The organism is Syntrophales bacterium (genome assembly GCA_035363115.1).
Classification (GTDB): Bacteria; Desulfobacterota; Syntrophia; order Syntrophales; family PHBD01; genus PHBD01.
The window spans coordinates 92,272-118,329 of record DAOSEM010000003.1; the positions used below are offsets into that span (position 1 = coordinate 92,272).

Genomic DNA, 26,058 nt, shown 5'->3' on the forward strand with positions numbered 1-26,058 from the left:
ACTCAATTGTATGAATGAGTGCATAAATGATTTGTTTGAAAAGAATTGCGAAGAAGGTATTTTGCTGTAAACGGTAATGTAAGGCATGTGATTCCTCCTTGATGGATTAATTAATCAAAACTAAATTTGAAGACTGCAGAATGATATTCTAAAAAGAACATAAATAAATAAAGCGCCATCAGGCGTAACTTTTCGTATTTCATAACAGTGGGGATGGTTTTAGAAGAACCATAGTATAATAAGTATATAATCAATAATGGAAATGATAAAGCATAGTTAAGGCTGACGAAGATATATGGGTCATTGTGGTACAATGATGTTTTGATGTCGCAAGAAATAAAGCCGAACATTATACCTAATGACAGAAATGATAAATATATTATAATGAATTGGATTGGCTTTAATCTTCTGAAGCTCACAAATAAAAGCCAGAACGTACAAATAACTGGCATGAATGTGCAACAATAATCTAGGATGGGGGGAGACATCAATAAATAAATAAAAAATAATAGGAGTGCTATATAAGTAATAACCGCGTATTTGTTGTGTAATATGTCCATTGTAATTCGCGGAGCTGTTTCAACCGGCGTCAGGATTTTAAAAATATAACCCTTGTTAGCTCCCATCATTAGCAATACAAAAAAAATGAATGGGGGAATCAAATATGTAATAAAAATATTGATGATCCATAAGGCCCCGGTAAATTTATTCATGGTGTCAAACTCCGGTGAACAGGCTCAATATGAATGTATCTTCGCTTTTAGTATGCGGATTATTTAATCTAAAAAGAACTTCAATTGCTTTTCGTTTCTCCTGTTTGCAGTTTTAAGGTTTTGGGACAGGGATGTCCCGGCCTTTCGAGGTCACAAAGAGTAGATGCACGAAAGATCTTTTCCCATTTCTCCCTGTCGTGCTTGGCCGGTTTGTTTCTCCATTCTTTTTCCAGCAGATATAAGCCTTCATTCCCTTCGATGGTCTTGGACAATTTGTAGAAAGGCTTGCCGGTTTTTTGGGGGGCCGGGCATTCGGAAAACAAGATCATGCACGGATAGTGATTATCCGTATCTTTTGATATTTCGTGCATTGCACCGCCGTTGCAGGCAGTGTCCAAAATTTTTAAGGTCATTCCTTTGTAAAATTCTGTTGTTGTATGCTTGGATTTTGATTTGAAATGCACTTGAGTCAGGCTTTCAGAAAAATCTTTCCGTGTCTGGCCTTTTGGAATCATCTGGATCATCAGTATGTCCGCTCGATCCACACGCGACAAGACAAGATATCCTTCCGGCTGATCGACTTGAAACACTTCCAATGTTTTCTTTGCCTTTTCCCGAGAACTTGATGGACGTCCTTGCTCAACCACATGCTTCACACGATACTTTCCGCTTCGGACATCATTGATTAAAGGCTGAATGTTTTTGTCATCAGGATGATTTGTTAAATATTGTTTCAGATATTCTATGCCCTTTTCTTTATCACCAGTTGCGACGTAGGCCATTCCAAGGGAATAGGAAGCATTCTTCACATTCAGCCGCAGGGCCTTTTCCAGATATGGAATGCTTTCTTTTGCCCGGCCGCTGTTTCCGAGGAATACGCCATAATGGTAATTGCCTTGTGGATCATTGGGGGACGATTCCAACAATCGTTGAAATGCAGCGTTGGCGCGTTCTGTCGAATTATGAATATCAAGGTTGTGACCAATGCTGTTGAGTATTCCCGTATGAAGCAGAATGCTTGGTTCTGCTTTCTTGCTCTTGTTGAGAATATCCAGAACGTTGGACAGGAGCATGACATTATTCACGGCTCGTTCCTTGTCTGCTGCAGAATCGAACTTTACAGGGTAGTTGCCGGCATGATTCATCAGATCAGCAAGAATGTGTTCCAGATAGTCTCTATCGACGGACACGATATTCTTGCCCGCAGTGTCTTTTTTGAGCGAAAGGACTTTTTTTACGTCATAGTTTCCATATGCTGAGGCAAAAACCAGAGATGGGAAAATAATTGCAAGTAACAATGATATGATAAATTTTTTCATGTCATTTCCTTTCTTTTCTTGATTGTGGGCACCATATAAATGATCTTGCGGGATTAACTTCATGGTTTCTGTAAGCCGATCATGGCGCTGGTCCGCTTATCATCCCCTTTATTAAAAAATACTTTCTGAAACTCCGGATCGCCAAGAATCATGATCACAGTCTTGTCGATCATTGCATAGGCTGATTTTTCCATGGATTCAGGATCGTTTGCCGCATTTTGGGGCATTGAGATGGTATAGTCCTTCGCGAATGATTTTTGCGGGGTCATTTTCGATATGAGAAGGACGTGAAATCGCAGTTGCTGGCTGTTGATCGATTTGAATGTTATGGTCAACTCTGGCGAGTCCTTGGAAGGCTTTCTCTCTTCAACGATCATGTCCATCGATTCGAGGGCCTTTTGGTAGGCATACCAGTAGAAAGATGCAAGCGGCTGGTTCCATGAATTCCCTTCATAGAAATAGCAAAAAGCGACTGAACGGTCGGGGTTGTATGAATAGAAGTTCGTTGTGTCCTTCGATTCGTCGATGACGGAATTCAGGAAAATTTTCCGTTCCTTATAAAGATCGTGAAGGACTTGTCCCATATCGGGCTTGTAATGATCGCGACGGATATTTACGACTGTGGAAGCCCCCGGTGAACAACCGATTAGAATGATTATGCCCAGCAACAAACAGATCGTTTTGGAATATTTTTTTGTTCTTTGCATTTTGATCTCCTCAAAAGTGCCTCTTTCATTTTTGTGACGCACTCAAATAGGGGCCTCCGGCAAAGCCGGAGGCCTGTTCCGATGGATGGTTCATCATGTTGTTAAGAAATGACTTTTTTACTTTTCGTTCAGTGTTGCATATTTCAATGACTTGATTGCTTCTTTTCCCTCTTCCTCGCCGACGCGATGAATGTCTCCCCAGGCATCCGGATGTCCAAAGTTGATCGTTGTCCTGACGAAATATTCTTTGCCTGCTGCCACATTGAGCGTTTTCTTCGTTTTTTTTACTCCTTCAATAGAATTTTCTGCCGCAATCCAATGACTTCCAGGTACGGCCTCATAGACAAAGTAGGTTCCACTGTTGACCCCGCCGACTCGATTCCCGTCAACAACGAGATATATTCCCCTGGCGGCCCCCAACATCGACAATTCCCTGTAAAAGTAGATGTAGCCTTTTTCGCTGTTTGCCGGTGGCTGGAAGTGTGAAGCATGCTCTTTCAGGTTCAGGGCGGCAGGTGTTGCACACCCGCTGAGCTGAACGGTTACAACCAGCAATGCGACAGCGATGAACCAAGAAACTGATTTCTTCATGAAGTTCCCTCCGTTTTTATTCTCAACAGAGACTTTTGGGCCTCCATTGGTATTCCATTTTACTGACGACCCATTCCGAAACGATTGAGCTCTATTGATTCCATTCATCCTCATTTCCCGTCCCACGCCTCGCCGACGCTCAGTTTGAGCTTCATATGCTGCATCCAGGTGCTGTATCGGGCTCGATTCAGGTCGGTCTTGGCCGAGTAGAGCTGCTGCATGGCATTGAGGACGTCTGCGTTGGTCCGTATACCGACTCTGTAGCCCTTGGTATTCGACTTGAGGGCCATCTCGCTGGACGCAACGCCTGCTTCCAGCGCCTTGATCTGAGCCAGCCCGGTGACGATGCCCAGGAATGCCTGATTCAGCTGCAGGATCACCTGGCGGCGTACATTTTGATATTCATTCCGGGCCTTTTCCCGGAGCCTGGTCGCCTCGTCGACCTTGGCCTGGGTGCCGCCGCCCTCGAAGATGGGGATCTGCAGCTGAAGACCGACGGCCTTGTTGTTCGTTCGGATGTCCGTGGAGAGAGAGCTGTTGGAGTCCGGCCCTTGAAGGGTGTCGCTGTAGGATGCGACGAGATTCAGGTTCGGATAATGACCAGCCCTGGCCTTGGAAATCTCTTTTTCCGCGACGTCGATGGCGGCTTTTGCGGCGGCCACGGAAGGATTACCGTCCACTTTCGGCATCCAGTCATCGACGACTCCTGCGGGAAACGCCGGGTTGCTTCTCACCGGCTGCGGGTTGCCGATATCGGGACCAGCGACCGTCGCGAGAGCCTGGCGCTTGTTTTCGACCTCCGCCTCCGCCTCGATGGCCTGCGCCGTCACCAGCTCAAATTTCGCTTTTGATTCCTCCACGTCTGTGACACTGCCCGCCCCCACCTTGTAGCTCTTGCTTGCCACTGCAAGCTGTTCGCTGATCGACTTCTTCTGGGCGCGGATGAGCTCCAGTCTGTCGAGGGCGAGCAGGACGTCGTAATAGGCTTGGGCGACCCGGAGGATCAGATCGTTTTCCGCCTGTGTCCGCTGCGCTTCCGCCTGCGCGACGAGGTACTTGGACTGAACATAGGAATGGATGGCGCCCATCTGGAAGAGCGGCTGTGTCAACTGCACAGTATAGCCGCCGCTCGTATAGTTGCGGGAAACATCGGGCTGGGAGGTATTGCCGTAGCTCGTTTCCGCGGCGTTCTGTGTTGCATTGCCGGAGGCGATCAGGCGGGGCAGCAGGGAGGCAAGAGACTGGGATTCCCTGGTCAGGACGGACTGATACTGGGCTACGCCGGCGAGGTAGGCCGCGTCGTATCGCTTTGCCGCCTGAATCGTCACCGAAAGATCGGCGGCGCAGAGGTCGATCCCCATGGCAAAGAGAATGAGGAGGGACAGAAGCGGACGCACCACGAAGCGGTAGAGATGGCCTCGCAAGCCGTCTTGCATGCAGATTCTCCGAAAATGATGGAAGAAATAAAAGGAGACGGCCTCAGAGATCCGAGCTGCCGGGGTTTCCTGAACTCCCGGGGATCGGACGAACCGATGACGTCTTCAGGATGTTGAAAAATGGCTGGTTTGTCGGGGGAATGGTTTCAATTGCAGGATATGGTGAGGATTCTAATCATCCTGCTCATGATGGACACCCGCTAAACGATGTCGCAAGAAAAGTCAACAAAAATAAATAATCCAGAAGGAAGGCCTATCATTGTTGCCGCCGGTCTGGTTTTCTGCAGGCTTCAGGAAGCGCGATCTTCCTGTTGCAGCATCCCGGCCTTCCGGAGGATGTCCTTCGCTTCTTCTTCCTTCCCCATGGCCAGGAGGCATTCAGCGAGATGGAGGGGGTAGAGGGGGTTGCCGGGCTCGGCGGCGGCGGCCTTGCGGAAGGCGTCGGCGGCTTCCGGGTGCCGGTTGTGCCGGGCCAGGCTGTGGCCCAGGCGGTTCAGGTAGGCCCCGGCCTGTTCCGGGTTGAGGGAGACGGCCCGGTCGTAAGTCTCCAGGGTTTCTTCGATCCGGCCGAGCTGGAGGAGGATGTCTCCCCGGCCGCACCGGTAGAGGGGATCGTCCGGCTGGAAGTCGATGCAGCGGCTGTAGGCGTCCAGCGCCCGTTCGGGCTCATTGAGATCCAGGAGGATGTGGGCCATGCGGCCGTAGAAGACGCCGGTCTTCTCGGGCTCCAGGCAGACGGCCCGCTTGTAGGCCTCCTCGGCGCGGTCCCACTCCGAGAGGGCCAGGAGGGCGTTGCCCAGGAGGCAGAGGACGGCGGCCGCCTCCGGTTCCTCTTCCGTCATTTTTTCCAGCACCTTCACCGCGTCCCCGGGACGGTCCGCCTTGATGTATGCATCCGCCAGTGCTTCGCTGAGGGCGAAATCCTCCGGCTGGACCTTTGTGGCCCGTTCGCAGACATCGACCAGCCGGTCGAACATGGCATTGTCCTTGAAGATGCGGACGAGCTCGTCGAAGCCGAACCCAGTGAAGACCCGCCGGGTCAACTCCTTTTGATAAAGCCGCTCGAAGAGTCCGATTGCCTCCTCCAGGCGGCCGGCGTCGTGGAAGGCCCAGGCGAGGGAGAGGACGATGGAGTCGTCGTCGGGGGAGGATGCCAGGAGATCCTGGTACAGCGCGATCGCTTCCTCGAACCGCCCGTTCTGGTACAGCCGGTCCGCTGCATCACGACCGCTTTGGCTTGTTTCGTTCGGTGTCATAGCTGTTTAAAAATGAGGAAGCGGCCGGGGATGTGGAGCCGATGATCCACCGCCCCGCGCCGCGGTTGGTCGAGAGATGTCCGTTTATCCGCAGGAGGAACAGGTGCTGCAACTGCCGCCAGCGGGAACGAAGCTGGACGACAGCTTGAAACCGGACCCTTGCGGGGTCTCGATGAAGTCCACGGTGATGGGTTGAATCTCGTCGTACAGGGCCTGGTTGATCACAAACTTGAGGCCGTTGTCCTCGAACGTCTTGTCGTCCTGTTTCGGCTCATCCAGAGCCATGCCCAAGGAGGGCCCCGCTCAGCCGCCCTCGAAAATCATCACCCGGATCGGCTGGTCCGCATCCCGGTTCTTCATGAAATCCTTGATCATCTCATTTGCTTTTTCCGTTACCGTGAACATGTTTCTCCTGTCCTTTCCGACACCTTGGTGTCCCTTGAGTTGACGCCTTTCCCCATATCCCGGCTGGAATCCCGATGCAATAAAAATCGGCCGGGAGTTCCCTTTTCTTGAGAGGGTATGGTATCAGCGATGTGCGATCCAACATAATCATCCCGGGAGCGGTTGGCAAACGGGAAGAGAAATTGTTCCTCTACAATCAATGATAATCGACACAATGGAAGCAAAGCGCAGCATGGAGCCGGTGATCGAGGCAACCAGCCTGAAGAAGACCTTCGGCGATCTCGTGGCCGTGGACGGCCTGTCGTTTGCCGTGGAGAGCGGCGAGTGCTTCGGCATCCTGGGACCCAACGGCGCCGGCAAAACCTCCACGATCCGCATGATCTACGGTTTTTCGCCCATGACGGCGGGAGACCTGAACGTCTTCGGCATGGACATCCGCCGCCGCTACCGGGCCGTCAAGAACCGGATCGGCGTCTGCCAGCAGGAAAACAACCTGGATCCGGACCTGACGGTGGTCCAGAACCTGGAGGTCTATGCCGGCTTCTTCAATGTTCCCCGGCGGGAGGCCCGCAGTCGGGCCCTGGAACTCCTGTCCTTCATGTCCCTGGAGAACCGCCGGGACACTCGGGCCATGGAGCTCTCCGGCGGGATGATGCGTCGCCTGGTGATTGCCCGGGCGCTCATCAACAACCCGGACCTCCTGATCCTGGACGAGCCGACGACGGGCCTCGATCCCCAGTCGCGGCACCAGGTCTGGGAGCGCCTGGAGGAGCTTCGCTCCCGGGGCCTGTCGATCCTGCTGACGACCCACTATATGGACGAGGCGGCGCGGCTCTGCGACCGGCTCATCATCATGGACAAGGGAAAACTGCTTGTGGAGGGGAGCCCCCGGGACCTGGTGGAGCGCTTCGCCGGGCGGCATGTCATCGAGGTGGCCGAGCCGACGGAGAACCTGCGCGCCTGGGTCCGGGAGCGTGGGTTGCAAAGTGACGACCTGGGTCACCGCCTGATCGTCTTCGGGAACGAGAGCGACAGCGAGGGCCTGTTCCGGGAGATCGCCGGCCGGTGTCCCGGTGACGGCTGCCTGCTCCGGATGGCAACCCTGGAGGATGTCTTCCTGAAACTGACGGGACGGGAGCTTCGCGAATGAACGCCATATCGGGTCGGTTCTGGAGGGTCTGGAGGCGCAATTTCGCCGTCTACCGGCAGAACTGGATGGTCAGTTTCATGACCCCGATGCTGGAGCCGTTTCTCTATCTGCTGGCCTTCGGGGTGGGGTTCAGCCGTCTCGTCGGGGATGTCCCCTACGGCGGGGCGACCGTTCCCTACACCCTCTTCCTCGCACCGGCCCTGGTCGCCATGACGGTGATGAACAACGCCTTCTTCGAGAATACCTACGGCTCCTTCGTCCGGATGTACTACCAGAAGACCTTCGATGCCATGATGGCGACGCCGCTGACGGTCTCGGAGATCATCACCGGCGAGATCGTCTGGGGCGCCACGAAGGCCGTCATCGCCACGGCCATCATGCTGGTCGTCATCAGCCTCTTTGGGCTCCTGCGCTGGCCCGAGGCGCTTCTCCTGCTTCCCCTGGCGTTTCTCGGCGGGATCGCCTTCGGTTCCGTAGGCATGATCTTCACGGCCGTCACGCCGCACATCGAGCTGTTCAACCTGCCCTTCTTCCTCTTTATTACCCCCATGTACCTCTTCGGTGGAACGTTCTTTCCCCTGGAGGCCCTTCCCGAATGGGCCCGCCATGCGGCCCTGGCCCTGCCCCTGACCCACCTGGTGAATGTCACCCGGGCGATCAGCATCGGGTTCAGGGACCTGTCCGCCCTGTGGGGCCTTCTGTATTTTCTGGCCTTTGCGGCGGTTTCCTACCCGCTGGCTTTGCGGCTGATGTATCGCCGCCTCGTGAAGTAATGTCTACAGACTGTTGAAAAAAGCCCGTCTGCGGCGTTGCCCTCATCCCGCTCCGCTCAACGTACTGCCAAGTACGCCTCACGGCCCGGGATGTCGGGCGCCTTGCATCCGGGCATTTTTGAACAGCCTGCCAAAAGAAAAGGCGGACCGGAATCTCCGGCCCGCCTTTGTGTCCGATTCCTTTGGATGGTTACGGTCCCACCATGGGGTTGACGGACTGCTTGTTGGAGGACTCGATGTACTCCACGATCTTCTCCGCGATGGTGTAGATGTTCCGGGTGAACTTCTCCTCGTCCTTCTCCAGCAGGGTCATGCGGAAGCCGGGCATGTTGGTGAAGAACGATGTCAGGGGAACCACGCAGATTCCCGTGGAGGCAAGGAGATAGTAGACGAAGCGCTTGTCGAACTCAATGTTTGGACCCGTCAGCTGCTCGATGTATTCCCGTATCTCCTCCTGTTCGATGGGCAGGAACTGCCTGGCGTTGAGGACGGCCTCGTTGAATACGGCGGTCATGTAGAAGGCGCCGTTGGTACGGTTCACCATCAGGTAGGGCACGTCCTTGAGGATCCGGTAGGCGGTGTTGGACAGGCGCTCGTAGAGGCTGCGCCGCTCGGCCAGGTAATTCTGGTACTCCGGGTGGCTCATGATCTTCGGGATGGCGATCTGGGGCAGCGTGGTGGAGCACACCTCGGACATCTTCTGGTGCAGGATCGTATTGATGTAGCTGGCGAACTTTTCGTCCTTGTCGGCGTTGTACACCTCGATCCATCCGCATCGGGATCCGGGCCACGGAAATTCCTTGGAGATGCCCTTCATGCTGAGCCCCGGAACGTCCTCGATCACGTCGGAGAGCTGGGCCGTCTTCTTGTTGTTGTAGACGATGTTGATGTACGTCTCGTCAAAGATCAGGAACAGGTCGTATTCCTTGGCGATCCGCACGATCTGCCGCAGGGTGTCCGCCGGGTAGACGAAGCCCGTCGGGTTGTCCGGGTTGATGACCAGGATGCCCACGACGGCGTTATGGCTCTTGACCTTCTGCTCCAGCTCCCGGATGTCCGGATACCAGTTGCTGTAAGGATTCATCCGGTAGGTGTTGGGCGGGAACGAGGCGTGGAGCACCTCCGCCATGAAATGGGTCGAGTAGGTCGGCTCGGGGACAATGACCCGGGCGTCCAGGCGGATCGCGCTGTACGAGCGGGCGATGGCGTCGCCCAGGCCGTTGAAGAAGATGATGTCCTCGGGGGTGATCTGGGTCTTGCCCCGGCTGTTGACCCGCTCCACAAGGAACTTGCGGGTCTCCTCCATGCCCTTTGTGGGGGAGTAGGCGAAGGACCGGTCGTCCCGGATGATCTCGATGATGCAGTCCTTCATCCAGTCGGGGATGTGCTCACCCTTCTGGACGGGATCGCCGATGTTCTCCCAGCAGATCTCGATTCCGTACTGCTCCAGCTTCTTGGCGATGTTGACGATGTTGCGGATCTCGTAGGTGAGTCCTACGCCGCCTTTGCAGATTTCGAACCTCATATGAATTTATCCCCTGTATCAAGGTGGCTATTTATTAAGTGAAAGTGCTTAATATAATCAAACCAAATTATCCACATTTTTTTCCGGGTGACGGAGGCGGCGGAACCGGCCGTCATAAATGGGTAATGGCCGCCCGGAGGGCCATATTTGTGCCGATTCCGGTGTCGTTTCCGTCGTGTCTTCCGGGACAGGCCTTCTCCCGCCGGCTACAGGTATTCCCGGAGCCCCTTCTTCTCCAGAAGTTCAACGACCTCCCGGACCCGCTGGGAGTCTCCGCGCCTGCAAACGAGGAGCGCATCCTCCGTGTCCACGACGATCAGGTCCTCCACCCCCGCCAGGGCGACCAGCCGGTCCCGGGCCACGACAAGGGAGTTTTTCGTTGCGGCGGCGGCGACGGATCCTCTCAGGACGTTTCCCGAATCATCCTTCGGCGAGACCTCCCAGAGGGCGTCCCAGCTCCCCACGTCGGACCAGCCGAAATCCCCCCGGAGGGCCAGGACGTTGTCCGCCTTTTCCATGACACCGTAGTCGATGGAGATGGAGGGCAATCCCGGATAGACATTATCCAGCACGGTATTTTCGCGCTCCGTCCCCAGGGCGGAGTCGATCGTCTCCAGTCCTTTCGCCAGGTCCGGGAGCCACCGGCCGATCGCCTCGAGGACGGCCCCAGCGGTCCAGACGAACATCCCGCTATTCCAGACGTAGTTTCCCCCTGCCAGGAAGGCCTTTGCCGTTTCCTGGTCCGGCTTTTCGCGGACGGACCGGACCCGCCGGACGGTTTCCATACCGGCCGTTCCTGTCTCTTCCCCCAGTTCGAGATAGCCGTATCCCGTCTCCGGGGCCGTGGGGGCGATGCCTATGGTGACGAGGTGCCGTCCCGGCGCAGCCGCCTCGGCGGCCGCCCGGAGGACTTCCAGAAATCTCGCTTCGTCGATGATCAGGTGATCCGCCGGCAGGACCGCCATGACCGCGCCCGGGTCCAGCCGGTGGACGGCATGGGCCGCCAGGCCGATGCAGGGGGCGGTGTTTCTCCCCATGGGCTCGATGAGGATGTTCCGCGCCGGGATGTCCGGGAGCTGGCGGGCCAGTTCCGCCGCGTGCGCCCGGCCGGTGACGACGAGGATCCGCTCCGGTGGTACCATGGGCAGGAGGCGGTCCACGGTCTCCTGAATGATCGTCCGCTCGCTCAGGATGTCCAGAAGGTGCTTGGGTTTCCGGTCGCGGCTCCTGGGCCAGAAGCGGGTTCCCCGGCCTCCGGCCATGATGACGGCATACATGTGGGATCTCCTTGCAGAATCGTGGTGGGCTTTCGACTTTTCATATGAATACGGCCGGTTATCCGGCCCCGGGATGCATAGCAGAGACAGGCTTTGTTGACAAGATCAATCCGGAGGGAGGCGGTCCATGCGGAAGTGCTGGAGCAGGGCGATGAAGGACGGATCACGTCGCGGATCGGCCCGCCATCCGAAGAGATGGCTGGCGCAGGTGCAGTCGGAGGATCCGAAGCGCGGGATGGTGAACTCGGCGATTTTCGCCAGGGCCCGGGCGAGTTCGTGCTCCAGGTCGTCGGCCGTCCGGATCGGGAGGGCGGTGCAGACGTCCGCCGCGGCCCTCAGATGGTCGATGTGCCAGTGCAGGGTCTTTCGGAGCCGCAGGTGCCGCGAGACGCGGCGGGACAGGTCCTTCCTGGCGGACCCGACGTAGCACCAGGTCCCCGGCGGGAAATCGATGCGCCCCAGGGAGCCGACCTCGACGGACCGCGCCGCGTCAAGGCGGCAGAGGAGCAGGTAGGCGCCCCGGTCCCGGGATTCCCGGCGGAGCACGTCCCAGGGAACGGGGAGGACGCGGACGTCGTCCTCGATGCGCAGGTCCTCCGTCCAGGACACGGCGACGGGGAGGTAGAAGAGCCTGTCTTTCTGTTCCAGGAAGGTCCCGGCGAAGGCCGGGTCCGTGTGGTAGTCCGGGAGGAACCTCCGCGCCCGGGGCCACTGGACGAGCCAGACGACGCCGCATCGCCGTCCCGGCCGGACCTGCCCGGCCAGGTTCAGGAGGTGGCGGCGCCCCCGCTCGGTGACGGCGTCTGGGAACATGGCCAGGTCGTTTCCGAAAAGCGTGCAGGATTTCACTTCCAGGAGGATCTCCTCTTCTCCCCGCCGGAGGATGAAATCCAGGCGGCTGTCCCCGACGGTCGCCTCCCGGCGCGCCACCGACGAGCCGGCAAGTTCCGGGATCCGGCCGGCTTCGATCAGGAATTCCACGACGCGGTTCGCCAGGGTTGTATGAAGAAGGATCACGGCCCCGTCCCGTATGACGGCCACGGCCGTCCAGGACAGGGCTCGCCCGGGATCGGTCGCGGGTGCCAGGAGGACGGTCCGGCCCGGCAGGAGGAGCTCCCAGAGGCGGCCCGGATTGGGCAGGTGGGCTGTCACCGTCCTTCCGTCCAGGTCGCATTCCACGGCGAAACGGTGGAGCCGGCGGCGAAACGTCGACGGGTACAGTTCGGGGTACAGTGGATCGCGGAACAGGTTCAAGGGGCGCCTCGCGGTTTTCTTGCAATTTAGACTGCCCGCCGGTACATTGCCAGGGCCAAATGCAACCCTGGTCCCGGGGATGGCGGCAGGCGGAGGCGCGGACGGACGGATTCCGCACCCCCGGGACCGGAGACCCCATCGGAGGTGAATCCCCACCGTGAGCGACGGCGTCCCCCAATTGATTCTCAAGGCCGGCCGGGACCGGTCCCTGCGCCACGGGCATCCCTGGGTGTTCTCCGGGGCCGTGGCGTCGGTGTGCCCACCCGCCAGGGCCGGAGACGTCGTCCTGGCCGTCTCCGGGGACGGCCGGCCCCTCGGCCTGGGGTTCTACCAGCCGCAGACGGACATCATCTTCCGCCTGCTCACGGGGCGCACCGACGAACCTGTGGACGGCGCCTTCTGGCGCAGGCGGATCCGGCAGGCCATGGACCTGAGAAGCCAGGTCGTGCCGCCGGAGACGACGGCGTACCGGCTGGTCCACGCGGAGGGGGACGGCCTGCCGGGGCTGATCGTGGACCGGTACGGCCGGGTCCTGGTCGTGTCTTTTGCCACCGCCGGGATGGACCGGAAGCGGGAGGAGATCGTCTCGGCACTCGTGGATGAGATTAAACCGGACTGCGTGCTGGAACGCTCCGAGGGCAGGGCCCGCCGCCTGGAAGGGCTCCAGGACCGGCAGGGGATTCTCTTCGGGGACGTCCCGCCGGGACCGGTGGAGGTGCTCGAACGGGGGCTCCGCTATCGGGTGGATGTCCTGAAGGGACAGAAGACGGGCTTTTTCCTGGACCAGCGGGAGAACCGGGCCCTTCTTGGAAGCCTCTCCGCCGGGGCGTCGGTCTTCAACGGATTCGCCTTTACCGGGGGGTTCTCCGTCGCCTGCGGCCGGGGCGGGGCGAAGCGGGTTGTTTCCGTGGACGTCTCCGAGGACGCCTGCGCTCTTGCCCGGGAAAACCTGGCCGCCAACGGCCTTTCCCCGGAGGATCATCCCGTCGTGCGGGCCGACGTCTTCCAGTATCTCCGGGAGACGGAGGAGACCTTCGATCTGGTCATCCTCGACCCGCCGGCTTTTGCCAAAACAAGACGGGACGTCACCCGGGCCGCCCGGGGCTACAAGGACGCCAACCTGCAGGCCCTGCTCCGGCTGCGGGAAGGGGGGATCCTGGCGACGTTTTCCTGCTCGAATGCCGTGGACGAGGTCCTTTTCGAGCGGATCGTGCAGGGGGCGCTGCAGGACGCCGGCCGGGCCGCCTCCGTGCTGTTCCGGGTCGGGGCGGGGCCGGATCATCCGGTTTCCCTGGCCCACCCGGAAGGCCGCTACCTCAAGGGGCTGGTTCTTGCCGTCCACGGCGCCTCTCCTGGTGGACCCGCCGGGCCTGCAGGAGGAAGGCCTCCAGCCGGGCGGCAATGAGCTGAGGGAACGGGGTTCCATCGCTCTCGATGGCCAGGAACGGGAGCGGAGGTATCCGGCGCGACAGGATGGCCTCGGCGATCCGGTTCGGCATGCAGCCGAAGGGGCCGATGGCGATGGCCCCGCAGGCCCGCGAGGGAACCTCGTGCAGGCAGCCGCCGATGGTGAGGACCGCCTCCCCCGTCAGGCGGGGATCCAGGTAAGGCCGGGCGCACTCGATGGCGGCGCCGACATCCTCCTCGTGGAGAGCATACAGGCCGGAACGCGCCATGGCCTCCTTGAGAGACCGCTCCCCTCTCCGCATGACGGCCCCGCGGACCGCCCGGGAGAGCCTGCCGCGCAGGTCCGGACGCTCCTTCCCGATTCCCTGCCGCAGGCACCAGTCCGTATAGTATACCCACTCCATGCCGCTGGCCACCTTCGCGGCGTATCCCTCCTCCGCCAGCCGCTCCACCAGAAACTGCCGCGACAGGTCGTCGTGTCGGACGAAGATCTCGCCCGTCAGGAAGATCACGGGGATGTCCGGGACGGGCCGCTTCAGGGAGATCCGGCCCAGCCGCTCCGCCGCCCCGGCCATGGCCTCGCGGATCTCCGTCTCGTCTTTCATCCGCTCCAGGGCGAGCAGGATCCGCTGCCATTCGGCCTCGAAGATGCCAAGGGCAAGCTCCCGGTCATAGGCGTCCGACAGCAGGACCGAGTGGACGTCCTGCAGGATGTCGGCGGTCACGGCGCCCAGCCAGAGACGGTGAAATGCGCCGCTTTCCCGGAGGCCGGTGTAGCTGTCTTCCGAAGTCAGCGACAGGATGGCCACGTTTTCCCAGCCCTGCCCGCGGATGAGGTCTTTCATGAACGGGGCGTAGCGGCCGAATCGGCAGGGGCCGCCGGTGGTGGGCATGAAATAGACCAGGAGATCATCCGCCGTGTCACGCTCCCGGACGGTCTTGAGAAGCGTTCCCGTTGTCAGGAGAAGGGGGAGGCACTCCTTGCACGTCGTTTCCCCCCGTCCGAGCTGGAGGATCTCCGTGTCCGCCGGAGGCATGGCCTCGGCCCGGATACCCAGGCCCCGGAAGACCGCGGCCCCCGCCTCGGAGAGGAAACGCCCCATGGACGGAAAGACGATGCGGACCGATTCGTCCGTGAGGTTTCGGGGGCGTCCCCGGGAATCGATGAAGGACTTGCGCGCTTCGTCCCAGCGGGCCGGCTGCGCTGCGGCGGCGGGGTGCCGGGGCGGCTCCTCCGCGGCGCTCCGGAAGTTGGTGATGATGTCGAGAAACGCCTCGATGCGCGTCTCCAGGCCGGCGTCGGCCGTGTGGCTGTCCAGCTCCAGGACGAGGAAGGGCTTGCGGCCCATGATGCGTCGCGCATCCCCGAGGAGAAACGAGTCGGGGCCGCAGGAGAAGTTCATGATGTAGCAGCCGAAGAGCTGGGGGTGCTCCCGGATCCTCCGGGCCGCCTGCAGGATCGTCTGCCCGGCGGCCCAGTACATGTCGGGATCCGGCGGGAAGTCGCCCGGCGGCAGCATCCCGCAGGGGATGACGGGGATTCCCCGGGTGGCGAACTTCTGGGGAATGCTCAGGTGGGCCTCGGGAACGCAGGTGTTGTACGTGCGGCCCAGGAGAACCACGGCGAACAGGTCTGGCCGCCCCTCCAGCTCCTCCAGGAATCTGCGGCCTTCTTTATGAAGCGCTTCGGTTACCCGCCGCTGTTCCTCCAGGGCCTCCCGGAAGGCAAAACGGCTCTTCCGGGCCGTGGCCCCGAGATCCCTGCCGATCTGAACGAAGGCCTCTTCCGCCCCTGCCCATCCTTTTGTGAAATCCAGGAGCGGCGAAAGAACCCGCTTTTCCGACTGCAGGCGGCGGAAGACGGGGTGCTCCCCGAAGGCCGTCGCCAGAACGTAGGGCTCCGCCTGCGTGACGGGGCAGGTAGTGCTCCGGGGCGCCCCCGGCTGCGCCGGCAGGTCCCGCACGTGGGGCAGGAACAGGAAGTCGGGCTCCCGGTTGAGCAGGTCGAGGAAGAAACCGTGGGCCAGCTCCGCGGGGTAGCAGAAGGCCGCTCCCCGGGCCTCCATCCCGTCCGGCTCGGGTTTTTCCGGCAGGACGGGGTCGAAGCCGAGGCCGCGGAAAAAGGAGCGGAAGAGGGGTGCGCAGGCGTGGACGTGGAAAGACCGGTTGATCCCGACGGTGCGCATTCCCGCCGCCTTCTCCGCCGCAGGGGCGGGCACGGGATGGATCTGGCTTTCATAGACGGCGGCCAGGTTCGGCGTGTCCTCGGTGTCGCGGCGGATCCGCAGGTTGTACCAGCGGTTGCAGGCACCGCCGAAGGGATGGATCTTGCCGCCGATCCGGACCCGCGAGATCTCGCATTTCCGGTCGCATTTTTCCCGGGAGCCGCCCTTGCAGACGAATGGTGTCTCTTGGGAGAAGTCGCGGTCCCGGAGCTGTTCCAGGATGAATTCCTGCGGCTCCAGGAGACCCCGGCGCCGGCGGTCGACGACTTCGAGGGCCACGCCGAAGGCCCCCATGAGTCCCGGCTCCGGGGGAACCACGATGTCCCTGTCCGTGAGGGCCGCCATGGCCATCGGGACGGCCCGGTTGTAGCAGACGCCTCCCTGCATGAAGACGCGCCGGCCGACGGGCCGGTTTCCCTTGACCCGCACGCTGTAGTTCATGGCGATCGAGTAGACGAGCCCCGCCAGGATGTCCTTCCGGCCGATCCCCTCGTGGAGGGCGTTCTTGATGTCGCTCGAGATGAAGGCGGCGCACTGGTCGTTGAAATTGGGCGGGCGGCTCCCCTCCAGGGCCTGGGGGCCGATGTCTTCCATGGCGACATTCAGCGTCTCGAGGGCTGCCTCCTCCAGGAAGGACCCCGTCCCGGCGCTGCAGGCGTCGTTCATGGCGTAGTCCATGGGGACGCCGTTGACGAGATGCGTGTACTTGGCGTCCTGGCCGCCGATCTCGAAGAGGGTGTCCACGTCCGGGTCGAAATAGCGGGCGGCCGTGGCATGGGCGATGATCTCGTTGACGATGCCGCGTGTTCCGGCGTGGAGGGCGGCGATCTGGCGGCCCGAGCCCGTGACGCCGAGGCCCGTGATACGCACGGTCGCCCCCTGTTGTTCCATCTGACGGGCGAGTTCGGCGTAGCAGGCGCGGCAGGCCGTAACGGGGTCGCCGCCGGTCCGGAGATATACCGAGGCCAGGATCCGGCTGTCGGCGATCTGCATGATCACGGCCTTGGTGGTGGTCGAGCCGACGTCGAGGCCGAGGATCGCCTCGCCGCCCGCCGGGGAGCTCTCCATCCCATTCTCCCGGAATGACACCCGCGCCGCGGATTCGGCCAGGGGGGACAGGTAATGGAAAGACCGGTGCTCCGGCCGGAACAGCGAGCCGGGTTCCGGAAGCGGGGTCGCGTCGTTTTCCAGGGCCCACAGGGCGGCGCCCCAGGCCTCGAACCAGGCTGCCTGCGGGGGGACATGGACGTTCCGGATCTCCCGGCGCAGGATCTCCAGGAGGACCTCGTTCCGGGAGACGCCGCCCACCAGGAGGATGTTCTCCCGGGCGGTCTGCCGGAGCAGCTCCAGAATCTTGCCCGCCATCATCTGGCAGAGGCCGGCGGTGATCCTGCCCTTGGGAATGCCCTTGTTGGCGGCGTGGGTGCAGTCGCTCTTGCAGAAGACGCTGCAGCGGCCGGAGACCCGGTAGGGATCGCCCGACCGGGCCAGGGGCAGCGCTTCCGGAAGGCTGAGCCCGAGCCTCCGGATCTGCTGGAGGAAGAATTCCCCCGTCCCGGAGGCGCACTTGTTGCCCGTGTTGACGCCGCAGATCCGTCCGTCGGGGCCGATGCGGTAGACCATGAAGGTCTCGCCGCCGGCGCTGACGACGGCGTCGAAGGAGCCGTTTCCCTGGACCGAGGCGCGAAACGCCTGTTCGACCGCCTCGGGCTCCGAGATCGACGACAGGTTCAGGAGCCCCCGGAATTTGCGGCCAGTCACGGCCACCCGGCAGTCTTCTCCGGTCTGGTACCGGTTGAGAATCGTCCGGACGGCCTCCCGCGGGTTTCCCGCGTGGGCGGCGGTTACCACGAGGCCTTCCCGGAGGTTTCCACCGTCCGACTGCAGGAGCTCCACGGCGGATAGCGTCGATGCACCGATGCAGATGCCGAGAGATTTCATTTCATGTCCTCCGTGCTGCCGAGTGAAGAGAGCCCGCTACAGGATGAATCGTCTGCCGATGAAATGATTTCGCAGCATATCTTTTTCCTGCCCGTTTATGAAGGGGGCGGCATAAAAGGCAATAATCCAAAAATGCGAATGTTTTCTGTAGGCATGAACACGCATGGGCCAAAAGAACGCAATGGTATGAACGGTGGCAGGGTCTGGTTTCAGAAATCATCTCGAAACGCGGCGTTCGGATTGACCAGGGGATCGACGGCGCATTTCGGACAGAAATAAGCAGGCACGACCGTGCCGCACCCTTCCGCGAGCAGCTCGAAGCGGGCGCAGCGTTCACACAGCGGAACGCGGCAGTCGATGCAGGAGACGAAGAACGTTGCCTGCCCGCAGACGGAGCAGGCGGCGCCGGTCCCGTTCATTTTTCTTTTCGCTTTCCTTTGCCCCCGGATTTGCCGAAGGCCTTTTCACAGGTCCTGGAGAAACCGTCCTTGCCCGCGGCCAGCATCAGGGTCAGGGGCATCACCTTCCGGGCCTGGGCCAGCATCCTGTCGCTTATGTTCCGGATGTCCCACTGGGCGTGTCCGTCGGAGCGCAGGCGGGCCAGGTGATACAGCTCCCGGGCGTTCAGCTTGATGCAGACCCTTCGCCGGTGGGCGTTGGTCAGGATGTAGGGAGCGGCGGCGGGAGCCGCCTTCCGGATCCTGGCGTAGGTTTTCTCCGTCTGCCGTATCACTTCCAGAAACCGCTTCTCCATTCCAGCCTCGCGGATCGCCCGGGGAATCGTGACCCCCAGGGAGGGATCGTAATCCTGGGCGATCAGCGTGGCCATTCGATGTCTCTTCAATTGCGCAAAGCAGGAGGCGCTCACGACCAGCTCGAAAACCAGTTCCGGATACTCGAATTCGCGGAGGGCCGCGTCATGGGACTGCATGCGGCAAAGGGCCGCGCGGATCCATTCCTCCCTGCCGTCCGACCCCATCCGCTCCGCTTCCCCGGCACAACGGGCCAGGGGCCAGCGGGTCGAGGCAAACAGGAGGGCCGCCACCGTCTGCGTGTCCGCATCGGGGGTGGCATGGACCAGGGAGACCTCCCGCATCCTGGAGCGATGCCTTCCCTCCGCGGCCTTTTGACCGGCCAGGATGTCCCCCTGACGCCGGAGCTCTTCCCGGGTCAGCCGATCGTATTCGGTGGCTTCTGTGTAGCGGATCAGGGAAGGGGCGACCGGTTGGACGGCTTCCAGGATGCGCCGGCTGCAGTCGGCCGCTTCCGCCAGGGGAGACGCGGCGAGGCGCCGGATCATGAGTTCCAGGTTCCGGGCATTGGCGGTCAGGCCGAGTTGTGTCTCCGTGGCCAGGGCGATGGCGTACCGGGCGTCTTCCTTGGCCCACCCCTCCAGGAGGGACCGGTTTTTCCCTTCCGCGGCCAGGTCGGCATGGCGCTCAAAGATGAGTGGACGGAGCGCTTCGTACAATTCAGCATAGAGTTTCTGCTGGGCGCGGATTGTGTCCACGTAAGGCTCCAGCAGCCCTGCCCGGATGATTTCCTCGGGTCGGACAAAGTCGTCCCGGAACAGGACATAGCGCTGGGACTTCTCCATGTAGGAGCAAAGCCGGAACCGCTCTACTTCTTCCACCACGAGCCGGGAGATCCCGGTGATGTCCAGGTTGAAAACGGCGTGCTCGGCTACGGAGCTGTGGCCCATGTCGAAGACGATCGTCCGGTTCGACCGGCGGGCCTTTTCCACTTCCAGACGGGCCGAGGCCCGCAGTTCACCCACGGTTCTGGGGCTGCGGCTGATCCGGGCGTAGGCCGCTGAAACGGTCTCCGGTGTCAGCTCCATCTTCTCCGGCAGGGCCTCCCGGAGGCTTTCCAGGAGTTCGGCGTCCACGTTGTAACCTGCTAAGCGAATGTCCATGTCGATGTGATGACCCCCGGGATAATGACCTTCGGGACGGACGTCCTCGTCCGGAAAAATACGTTAAAGGGCTTGATATGTTGATTGATATTTGAGACTCTTTTCCGGCCGTCTGACCGGACGGCTACTGTAAAGGACCCCCGATGCGTTTGCAAGGACGAATTGGTTTTCATTGCGGTGAAGGGGCCGGTCCGGATGAACGAATCGGGAGAGCCGGGGGACGGATGTCCAATCCATCCCCGGGATCTGCAGGATCGGTCCCCGTGTCAACGGCATTGATGAGAAAGGAGGAGCGGGAATGGAATTTGGGACGATCCGGGCGGAGATCCATCCGGGCGGCGTAGGGGTGCTCACCCTCAACCGCCCGGAGCTGCGGAATGCCATTTCCATAAAAATGAGGAAGGAAATTTCCGCCTGCCTGGATGCCTGGAAAGAGGACTCCGCCGTGGGCGTTCTCGTCATGACGGGCGCCGGCGCCGTCTTCAGTGCCGGGTTTGACCTGAAGGAGTTTCGTGACCCGGCCCTGACGGAGGAGATCTTCACGACGTCATCCCGCTATCACCGGGATGTCTGGAAATTCCCGAAACCCGTCATCGCCGCCGTCAACGGGCTCGCCCTGGCGGGCGGGTTCGACCTGGCGAAGCTCTGCGACATCCGGATCTGCAGCCGTTCGGCCGTTTTCGGTCACCCGGAGATCAAGTTCGGCTCCCCCGTGCTCTACACCCCCCTGCGGTGGATCGTGGGGGAGGGGATCGCCCGGGACCTCTGCCTGTCGGGTCGGATGATGGGTGCGGAGGAGGCCCTGAGGACGGGCCTGGTCAGCGAGGTCACGGAAGACGGGAAAGCGCTCGAACGGGCTCTGGCGACCGCCGCGACGCTCCTGGAGGCGCCCCTGCCGGCCCTGACGGCCACCAAGGGCTTCATGATCGATCCCGCCATGGAGGCCGCTTTCCTTCTGGAGCACGATGAGGGTTTCCGGCGGGTCCTTCCCGCCCTTGCCGAGACGGCGCGGAAAAAGTAGGACTTCCCGGTCGACGGGACGGTTCGACGGAGGCATGCAGGCAGGAAGAAGCGCTGCCTGGCATGTTGCAATCAAGGCGGGAATTCCCGCATCCGGTTCCGGTCACCATGAAACTGAAATGGAAACTCCTGGTCCTTTTCGGCGTCACGTCGCTTGTGATCACCGCGACGCTGGGCATTCTTCTCTACCACCAACTCCGTGAGGACCGGTTTCAGTCCATCCGCCTGAATACACTGGAGCAGCTTCGCCACATCGCATTCTCCGTCCGCGTATTTTTAGACGAGGTGGAGAACGACGTCCGTGCCCTGGCGCAGAACGAGACCGTCTGCACGAAAAACGATTCCGGTTTTACGAATTTCACAGCGACCGACGAAAGGACCTTTCAATACCGCATCGGTTCCACCGAACAGGAAATCATCGACATTTTCAACGCGTACCGAATCACCCATCCTTATGTGAACTCCGTATACATGGGGCGGGCGAACGGCAGCTTCGTCCGTTCCCACAGCCGGGAACGCCCGACCCGGTACGACCCCCGCACGCGGCCCTGGTACAGGCAGGCCGAGCAGTCCCCCGGCGGAGTCGTCATCACCGAGCCCTATTCCTCGTTGACGACGAAAGACGTCAACATCGGCGTTGTGAAGGCGCTGGTCGACAGCGTCGATCATGTGTACGGTGTCGTGGGCGCGGACGTCACGCTGGCGAACCTCACGGACTACATTCTCCATTTCCGGATCGGGCCTGCCTCCAGGATCCTGATTGTAGACCGGACCGGAACGGTGCTGGCTTCCTGGACCAGTGACCTCCTGTTTTCGAAAATCGGGGACTATTCGAAAGAGCTCGCGCAGATTCTGCAGGGTGGACACCAAGTGGAAGAAAGCGTCGTGATCGAGGGAGCCCACCATCACGTCTTTTCGCGGGAAATTGAGGGGGTCGGCTGGAAGCTTGCCGTTCTCATTCCCGTCGACGCGATCGAACAGGAAATCCGGCTTCCCGTCATGCTGACCACGGGGGGGCTGGTCCTCGGCCTGCTCTTTCTCAGCGCCCTCGGCCTGATGGGGCTGAACGCCTTCATCATCCGCCCCCTCGACCACCTGAGCGAGGAAACCGCCCTGATCGCCAGGACATCCGACCTGAGCCGCCAGGTCCGCATTTCCTCGAAGGACGAGATCGGGATGCTGGGCACCTCCTTCAATGAGATGATCGCAGCCCTGAACGCCACGCAGAAAGCGCTTCGGGAGACGGAGCGGAACCTCATCCGCCACCAGGAGCACCTGGAGGAACTGGTGAAGGAGAGGACCGAGGAGTTGGCCCTGGCGCGGGACAAGGCCCAGGAGGCGGACCGGCTGAAATCGGCCTTTCTCGCCTCCATGTCCCACGAGTTGAGGACGCCGCTGAACTCCATCATCGGCTTCACGGGCATCCTGCTGCAGGGGCTGGCCGGTCCCGTCAACGAGGAGCAGGTGAAGCAGCTGACCATGGTTCGCAACAGCTCCCAGCATCTCCTGCAGCTGATCAACGAGGTCCTCGACATTTCAAAGATCGAGGCCGGGGAACTGAAGCTGTCACCCGATTGGTTCAACCTGACGCAGGCGGTCGAATCCGTCGAGAAGCTCGTCCGGCCCCTGGCCGACAAGAAAGGCCTGCCGATCCGGGTGGAGCCCGTTCCCGCCGATGCGGACCGTCTCTTTCACGACCGGCGGAGGGTGGAGCAGGTCCTGATCAACCTCGTCAACAACGCGGTCAAGTTTACGGAGCAGGGCGAAGTCCATGTCCGGTGCGAGCGCCTGGGCGATGAAGTCGTCGTCAGCGTCCGGGACACGGGGATCGGGATCAAGGCGGAAGACATGGGGAGCCTGTTCGAGACGTTCCGCCAGATCGAGACGGGACTGACCCGTCGATACGAGGGGACGGGCCTCGGACTTTCGATCAGCCGGCGGCTGGTCGAACTGATGGGGGGGCGCATCATGGTTCAGAGCGACGGCCCCGGCAGGGGGAGTGTCTTCACGTTCACGCTGCCGTGGAAGAGGGAGAAAACCGATGAAACCGAAGATTCTGATCATTGAGGACAATGAGCAGAACATGTACCTGCTTACGTTCATCCTGACCCGTCACGGACAGGAGGTCCTGCAGGCCCGGGACGGTCCGCAGGGAATCGAGCTGGCGCTGAAGGAGAACCCCTGCCTGATCCTGCTGGACATTCAGTTGCCGGAGATGGACGGGTACACCGTGGCGAGGGAGCTCCGGTCCAATCCGGTTCTCAGGGACATTCCCATCGTGGCGGTGACGTCCTACGCCATGGTGGGGGACCGGGAGAAGGCCTTGGACGCCGGCTGTTCGGGATACATCGAGAAGCCGATCAATCCGGACACGTTCATGGACCAGATCGCCGGTTTCCTTCCCGGGGTTAAACAGGGAGAATGAAGAGTACCATGAACCGATGCCTGATTGTGGACGACCAGGAGCAGAATCTCTATCTGCTTGAAGCGCTGCTGAAGGGGAGCGGATACGAGGTGGAGACCGCTGCGAACGGCCTGGAGGCCCTGGAGAAAGCCCGGCGCAATCCGCCGGACATCCTGATTACGGACATCCTGATGCCCGTCATGGACGGCTTTACCCTCTGCCGGGAGTGGAGGCGGGATGAAGGGTTGAAGAAGATCCCGTTCCTTTTCTATACCGCGACGTACACGGACCCGAAGGATGAGGCCTTTGCCCTCGGCCTCGGGGCGGACCGCTTCCTGGTGAAACCGCTGGATCCGGAAAGGCTGCTCAAGGAGATCGCCTCCTTTCTGGAGAAGAAGGAAAGCGGATCGCAGCCCTCCGCCGCGGAGGGGGAAGCCCTCCTGCCGGAGTCGGATTACCTGAAGGAATACAACGAGGTGCTCGTCCGGAAACTGGAGGCGAAGATGATCCGCCTGGAGGAGGCGAATCGCTCGCTGGAGGGGGAAATCCGGGAGCGCAGGCTGGTCGAAGGGAACCTGAGGGTCAGCGAAGCCCGGTACCGGGATATGTTCACCAATGCGGTGGAGGGGATCTACCGATGCACGCGGGAGGGCCGGTTCCTCTTCGTCAATCCTTCCTTTGCCAGGATGTATGGCTATGAAACGCCCCGGGAGATGGTCGACGGGGTTCTTGCCACGGACCGTCAGGTCTACTGCATGCTGGAAGACCGGGACCGCATCCGGGTGGAGCTGGAAGAGCGCGGGATGGTCCGGGACGTGGAGGTGCGGCACAGGCGGAAGGACGGAGCCCCCTTCTGGGTCTCGCTGACGGCGCGCGTCGTCCGGGACGATGAGGGAGGGATGCTTTCCTACGAAGGACGGGTCATCGACATCACGGACCGGAAAAGGGCGGAGGAAAAGATCCGCGAGGGAATGGAGAGGCTAGAGCAGGCGCTGCGCGGGGTGATCCAGGTGCTGGTGAGGGTCGTGGAGCAGCGGGATCCTTACACGGCGGGGCACCAGCAGCGGGTTGCCGATCTCGCTGCGGCCATCGCCGGGGAGATGGGCCTGGATGCGGAAGAGATGGAAGGACTCCTCATGGCCGGGATGGTTCACGACGTGGGGAAGATGTCCATTCCGGCGGAGATCCTCAGTAAGCCGGCGAGACTGAATGACATGGAGATGCTGATGATTCGGGAGCACCCGGAGACGGCGGTCCGGATTCTGCGGGAGATCCCGTTCCCCTGGGAAATCAGCCGGACCGTCCTGGAGCACCACGAGCGCATGGACGGATCGGGCTACCCCCGGGGTTTGAAAGGAGGGGAGATCCTTCTTTCGTCCAGGATCCTGGCTGTCGCGGACACTGTGGAATCGATGGCGTCCCACCGGCCCTACCGGCCGGCCCTCGGTGTCGAGGCGGCCCTGGCGGAGATTCTGGAATCCAGGGGGATCCGGTTCGATGCGGACGTCGTCGATGCCTGTATCCGGCTGTTCCGGGAACGGGGTTACCGGTTGCAGGAGACCTATTAAGCGTTCACGACTCCCGTGTGATGGTCAGGAGGATCTTTAAAGGCCGGAGGCGGTAAGAAGCCCCCGGCCTTTTTCTTTATGATTGGCCGATTCGTTTCCCGGGGCGCCGGGAAATGGATTCTGCGAGGGCCGCCTGCCCTTGTGGATCAGACGGCGGAATGCGACGAGGGGTCAGCACAGTCGCCGGAGGTCGTTCTTCACCCACAGGGGGGCCTTCTCCGCCGCATCCTCATAGGGGATCCGGCCGTCGCCGAACATCGCCTTGAAATCGTCCCACATGTAGATGCCCAGGAACAGGTGGACGAAGAGGAAGAGGATCAGGACCCAGCTGGCGACGACATGGATTGAGCCGGCCCAGGATGCCGCGCCGTGGCCCACGGCGTGGGGAATCGTCCAGAGTACCCATCCCGAAAGAATGAGAAGTGTTCCGCCCACCAGGACGCAGATGCCGAACAGCTTCTGGCCGGCGTTGTATTTCCCCATGGGGGGAACGGTCACTTTTCGATGCAGGAGGATTTTCTGGGGATAACCGCCGAGGACGGCGAACCATTTGATATCGTTGCCGGAAAAGGTGAAGGTTCGCTTCGTGAACAGGACGACTCGGTCGAAGGCCAGGAAGAAGAAGGCCAGGGCGTCCAGGGTCAGGACGATTCCCGCCAGGACGTGAACCTGCATGGCCGTATTCATAGCCGGCTCGGCCAGGAGCTTGAAGTAGAGCATGACGCCCGTCACTGCCAGCGTCAGGAAGCTCGCGGCGAGAATGTAGTGAAATACGCGGACCCTGAGGGGGTGTTTCAGGATGAAGGATGATTCGGACATGCCCATGCTCCTTTCAGGCAAGTGCCTTGGTTCGGTTGACGTACTTCGTGTGCAGGAGTTCCTCCGATACGGGGCTCAGGGGCTTTCCCGCAAAATCCCTGTACAGCTTCATGACGGCCGGGTTCTCGTGGCTCAGGCGGATCTTCGACGTGACGTCGTCCTTGTAGAGCCCCCTGGTCCGGGCCTGGATGTGTTGGTTGCGGTTGATCAGGGCGGACCGGACCCAGACGGCCGGCAGGGCCAGGAGGGCGACGATGATGCCGCCGATGGCGATGAATTCCCTTCGGGACAGGATGAAAGGGCTTTCGATGAATTCATGGTTCGGATCGTTCTTGCTCATGTTCTTCTCCTTT

At 60.7% G+C, this 26,058-nt stretch carries 21 protein-coding genes; 7 read left to right on the forward strand and 14 right to left on the reverse strand.

Annotation, left to right across the window (positions count from 1 at the left end):
• Positions 1–793: 793 nt before the first annotated feature.
• From PLO63_08275 to PLO63_08300, 6 genes are all read right to left on the reverse strand, one after another.
• The gene (locus tag PLO63_08275; GenBank protein HOI74126.1) at positions 794–2,032 is read right to left on the reverse strand and encodes a tetratricopeptide repeat protein; all 1,239 of its coding nucleotides are present in this window, start codon (positions 2,030–2,032) and stop codon (positions 794–796) included.
• 59 nt (positions 2,033–2,091) lie between these two features.
• The gene (locus tag PLO63_08280; protein HOI74127.1) at positions 2,092–2,739 is read right to left on the reverse strand and encodes a hypothetical protein; all 648 of its coding nucleotides are present in this window, start codon (positions 2,737–2,739) and stop codon (positions 2,092–2,094) included.
• A 117-nt stretch (positions 2,740–2,856) separates the two neighbouring features.
• Positions 2,857–3,330, reverse strand: a complete 474-nt coding sequence (locus PLO63_08285; GenBank protein HOI74128.1) for a DUF2846 domain-containing protein — start codon at positions 3,328–3,330, stop codon at positions 2,857–2,859.
• A gap of 110 nt (positions 3,331–3,440) precedes the next feature.
• Positions 3,441–4,766: a TolC family outer membrane protein gene (locus PLO63_08290; GenBank protein ID HOI74129.1), complete on the reverse strand. Its 1,326-nt coding sequence runs from the start codon at positions 4,764–4,766 to the stop codon at positions 3,441–3,443.
• Positions 4,767–5,056: 290 nt separating this feature from the next.
• Positions 5,057–6,022: a tetratricopeptide repeat protein gene (locus PLO63_08295; protein ID HOI74130.1), complete on the reverse strand. Its 966-nt coding sequence runs from the start codon at positions 6,020–6,022 to the stop codon at positions 5,057–5,059.
• Between the two features lie 84 nt (positions 6,023–6,106).
• A complete protein-coding gene (locus tag PLO63_08300; protein ID HOI74131.1) occupies positions 6,107–6,307 on the reverse strand; it encodes a hypothetical protein in 201 nt (66 codons plus the stop codon).
• A gap of 334 nt (positions 6,308–6,641) precedes the next feature.
• Between PLO63_08300 and PLO63_08305 the strand changes: the two genes are divergently transcribed.
• Together PLO63_08305 and PLO63_08310 are read left to right on the forward strand one after the other, a co-directional pair.
• The gene (locus PLO63_08305; protein HOI74132.1) at positions 6,642–7,577 is read left to right on the forward strand and encodes an ABC transporter ATP-binding protein; all 936 of its coding nucleotides are present in this window, start codon (positions 6,642–6,644) and stop codon (positions 7,575–7,577) included.
• Positions 7,574–8,350 (forward strand): ABC transporter permease, encoded by a 777-nt coding sequence (locus PLO63_08310; GenBank protein HOI74133.1) that lies wholly within the window; start codon positions 7,574–7,576, stop codon positions 8,348–8,350. Before PLO63_08305 ends, PLO63_08310 begins: the two co-directional genes overlap by 4 nt.
• 190 nt (positions 8,351–8,540) lie before the next feature.
• On the opposite strand, the gene PLO63_08315 is transcribed toward PLO63_08310, so the two are convergent.
• The 3 genes from PLO63_08315 to sfsA all read right to left on the reverse strand — a co-directional run bounded on the left by PLO63_08315 (position 8,541) and on the right by sfsA (position 12,406).
• On the reverse strand, positions 8,541–9,875 hold the full coding sequence (locus PLO63_08315) for a pyridoxal phosphate-dependent aminotransferase (protein HOI74134.1): 1,335 nt from the start codon (positions 9,873–9,875) through the stop codon (positions 8,541–8,543).
• A gap of 206 nt (positions 9,876–10,081) precedes the next feature.
• On the reverse strand, positions 10,082–11,152 hold the full coding sequence (locus PLO63_08320; protein HOI74135.1) for a mannose-1-phosphate guanylyltransferase: 1,071 nt from the start codon (positions 11,150–11,152) through the stop codon (positions 10,082–10,084).
• Positions 11,153–11,257: 105 nt separating this feature from the next.
• On the reverse strand, positions 11,258–12,406 hold the full coding sequence (sfsA, locus tag PLO63_08325) for a DNA/RNA nuclease SfsA (GenBank protein HOI74136.1): 1,149 nt from the start codon (positions 12,404–12,406) through the stop codon (positions 11,258–11,260).
• A 157-nt stretch (positions 12,407–12,563) separates the two neighbouring features.
• Here sfsA and PLO63_08330 point away from each other — a divergent pair, with 157 nt between their 5' ends.
• Positions 12,564–13,811 carry a class I SAM-dependent rRNA methyltransferase gene (locus tag PLO63_08330; GenBank protein HOI74137.1) on the forward strand — a complete coding sequence of 416 codons (1,248 nt, stop codon included), beginning with the start codon at positions 12,564–12,566 and terminating at the stop codon, positions 13,809–13,811.
• On the opposite strand, the gene PLO63_08335 is transcribed toward PLO63_08330, so the two are convergent.
• The 3 genes from PLO63_08335 to PLO63_08345 form a co-directional block, all read right to left on the reverse strand.
• A complete protein-coding gene (locus PLO63_08335; GenBank protein ID HOI74138.1) occupies positions 13,723–17,979 on the reverse strand; it encodes an acyl-CoA dehydratase activase in 4,257 nt (1,418 codons plus the stop codon). The genes PLO63_08330 and PLO63_08335 overlap by 89 nt on opposite strands.
• A 209-nt stretch (positions 17,980–18,188) precedes the next feature.
• On the reverse strand, positions 18,189–18,398 hold the full coding sequence (locus PLO63_08340; protein ID HOI74139.1) for a hypothetical protein: 210 nt from the start codon (positions 18,396–18,398) through the stop codon (positions 18,189–18,191).
• Positions 18,395–19,894 carry an FAD-dependent thymidylate synthase gene (locus tag PLO63_08345; GenBank protein HOI74140.1) on the reverse strand — a complete coding sequence of 500 codons (1,500 nt, stop codon included), beginning with the start codon at positions 19,892–19,894 and terminating at the stop codon, positions 18,395–18,397. The genes PLO63_08340 and PLO63_08345 overlap by 4 nt, the downstream gene beginning before the upstream one ends.
• 298 nt (positions 19,895–20,192) lie before the next feature.
• Here PLO63_08345 and PLO63_08350 point away from each other — a divergent pair, with 298 nt between their 5' ends.
• The 4 genes from PLO63_08350 (at position 20,193) to PLO63_08365 (ending at position 24,886) form a co-directional block, all read left to right on the forward strand.
• Positions 20,193–20,915, forward strand: coding sequence for an enoyl-CoA hydratase/isomerase family protein (locus tag PLO63_08350; protein HOI74141.1), 723 nt, complete (start codon positions 20,193–20,195; stop codon positions 20,913–20,915).
• A gap of 107 nt (positions 20,916–21,022) precedes the next feature.
• Positions 21,023–22,981, forward strand: coding sequence for an ATP-binding protein (locus PLO63_08355; GenBank protein ID HOI74142.1), 1,959 nt, complete (start codon positions 21,023–21,025; stop codon positions 22,979–22,981).
• Entirely contained in the window at positions 22,956–23,339 is a 384-nt protein-coding gene (locus PLO63_08360) for a response regulator (GenBank protein HOI74143.1), read from the forward strand. Before PLO63_08355 ends, PLO63_08360 begins: the two co-directional genes overlap by 26 nt.
• An 8-nt stretch (positions 23,340–23,347) precedes the next feature.
• Positions 23,348–24,886: a response regulator gene (locus tag PLO63_08365; protein ID HOI74144.1), complete on the forward strand. Its 1,539-nt coding sequence runs from the start codon at positions 23,348–23,350 to the stop codon at positions 24,884–24,886.
• Positions 24,887–25,057: 171 nt separating this feature from the next.
• Here PLO63_08365 and PLO63_08370 read toward each other — a convergent pair whose 3' ends face one another.
• Entirely contained in the window at positions 25,058–25,705 is a 648-nt protein-coding gene (locus PLO63_08370; protein HOI74145.1) for a cytochrome b/b6 domain-containing protein, read from the reverse strand.
• A 13-nt stretch (positions 25,706–25,718) separates the two neighbouring features.
• Positions 25,719–26,045, reverse strand: a complete 327-nt coding sequence (locus PLO63_08375) for an iron hydrogenase small subunit (GenBank protein HOI74146.1) — start codon at positions 26,043–26,045, stop codon at positions 25,719–25,721.
• Positions 26,046–26,058: the final 13 nt, after the last annotated feature.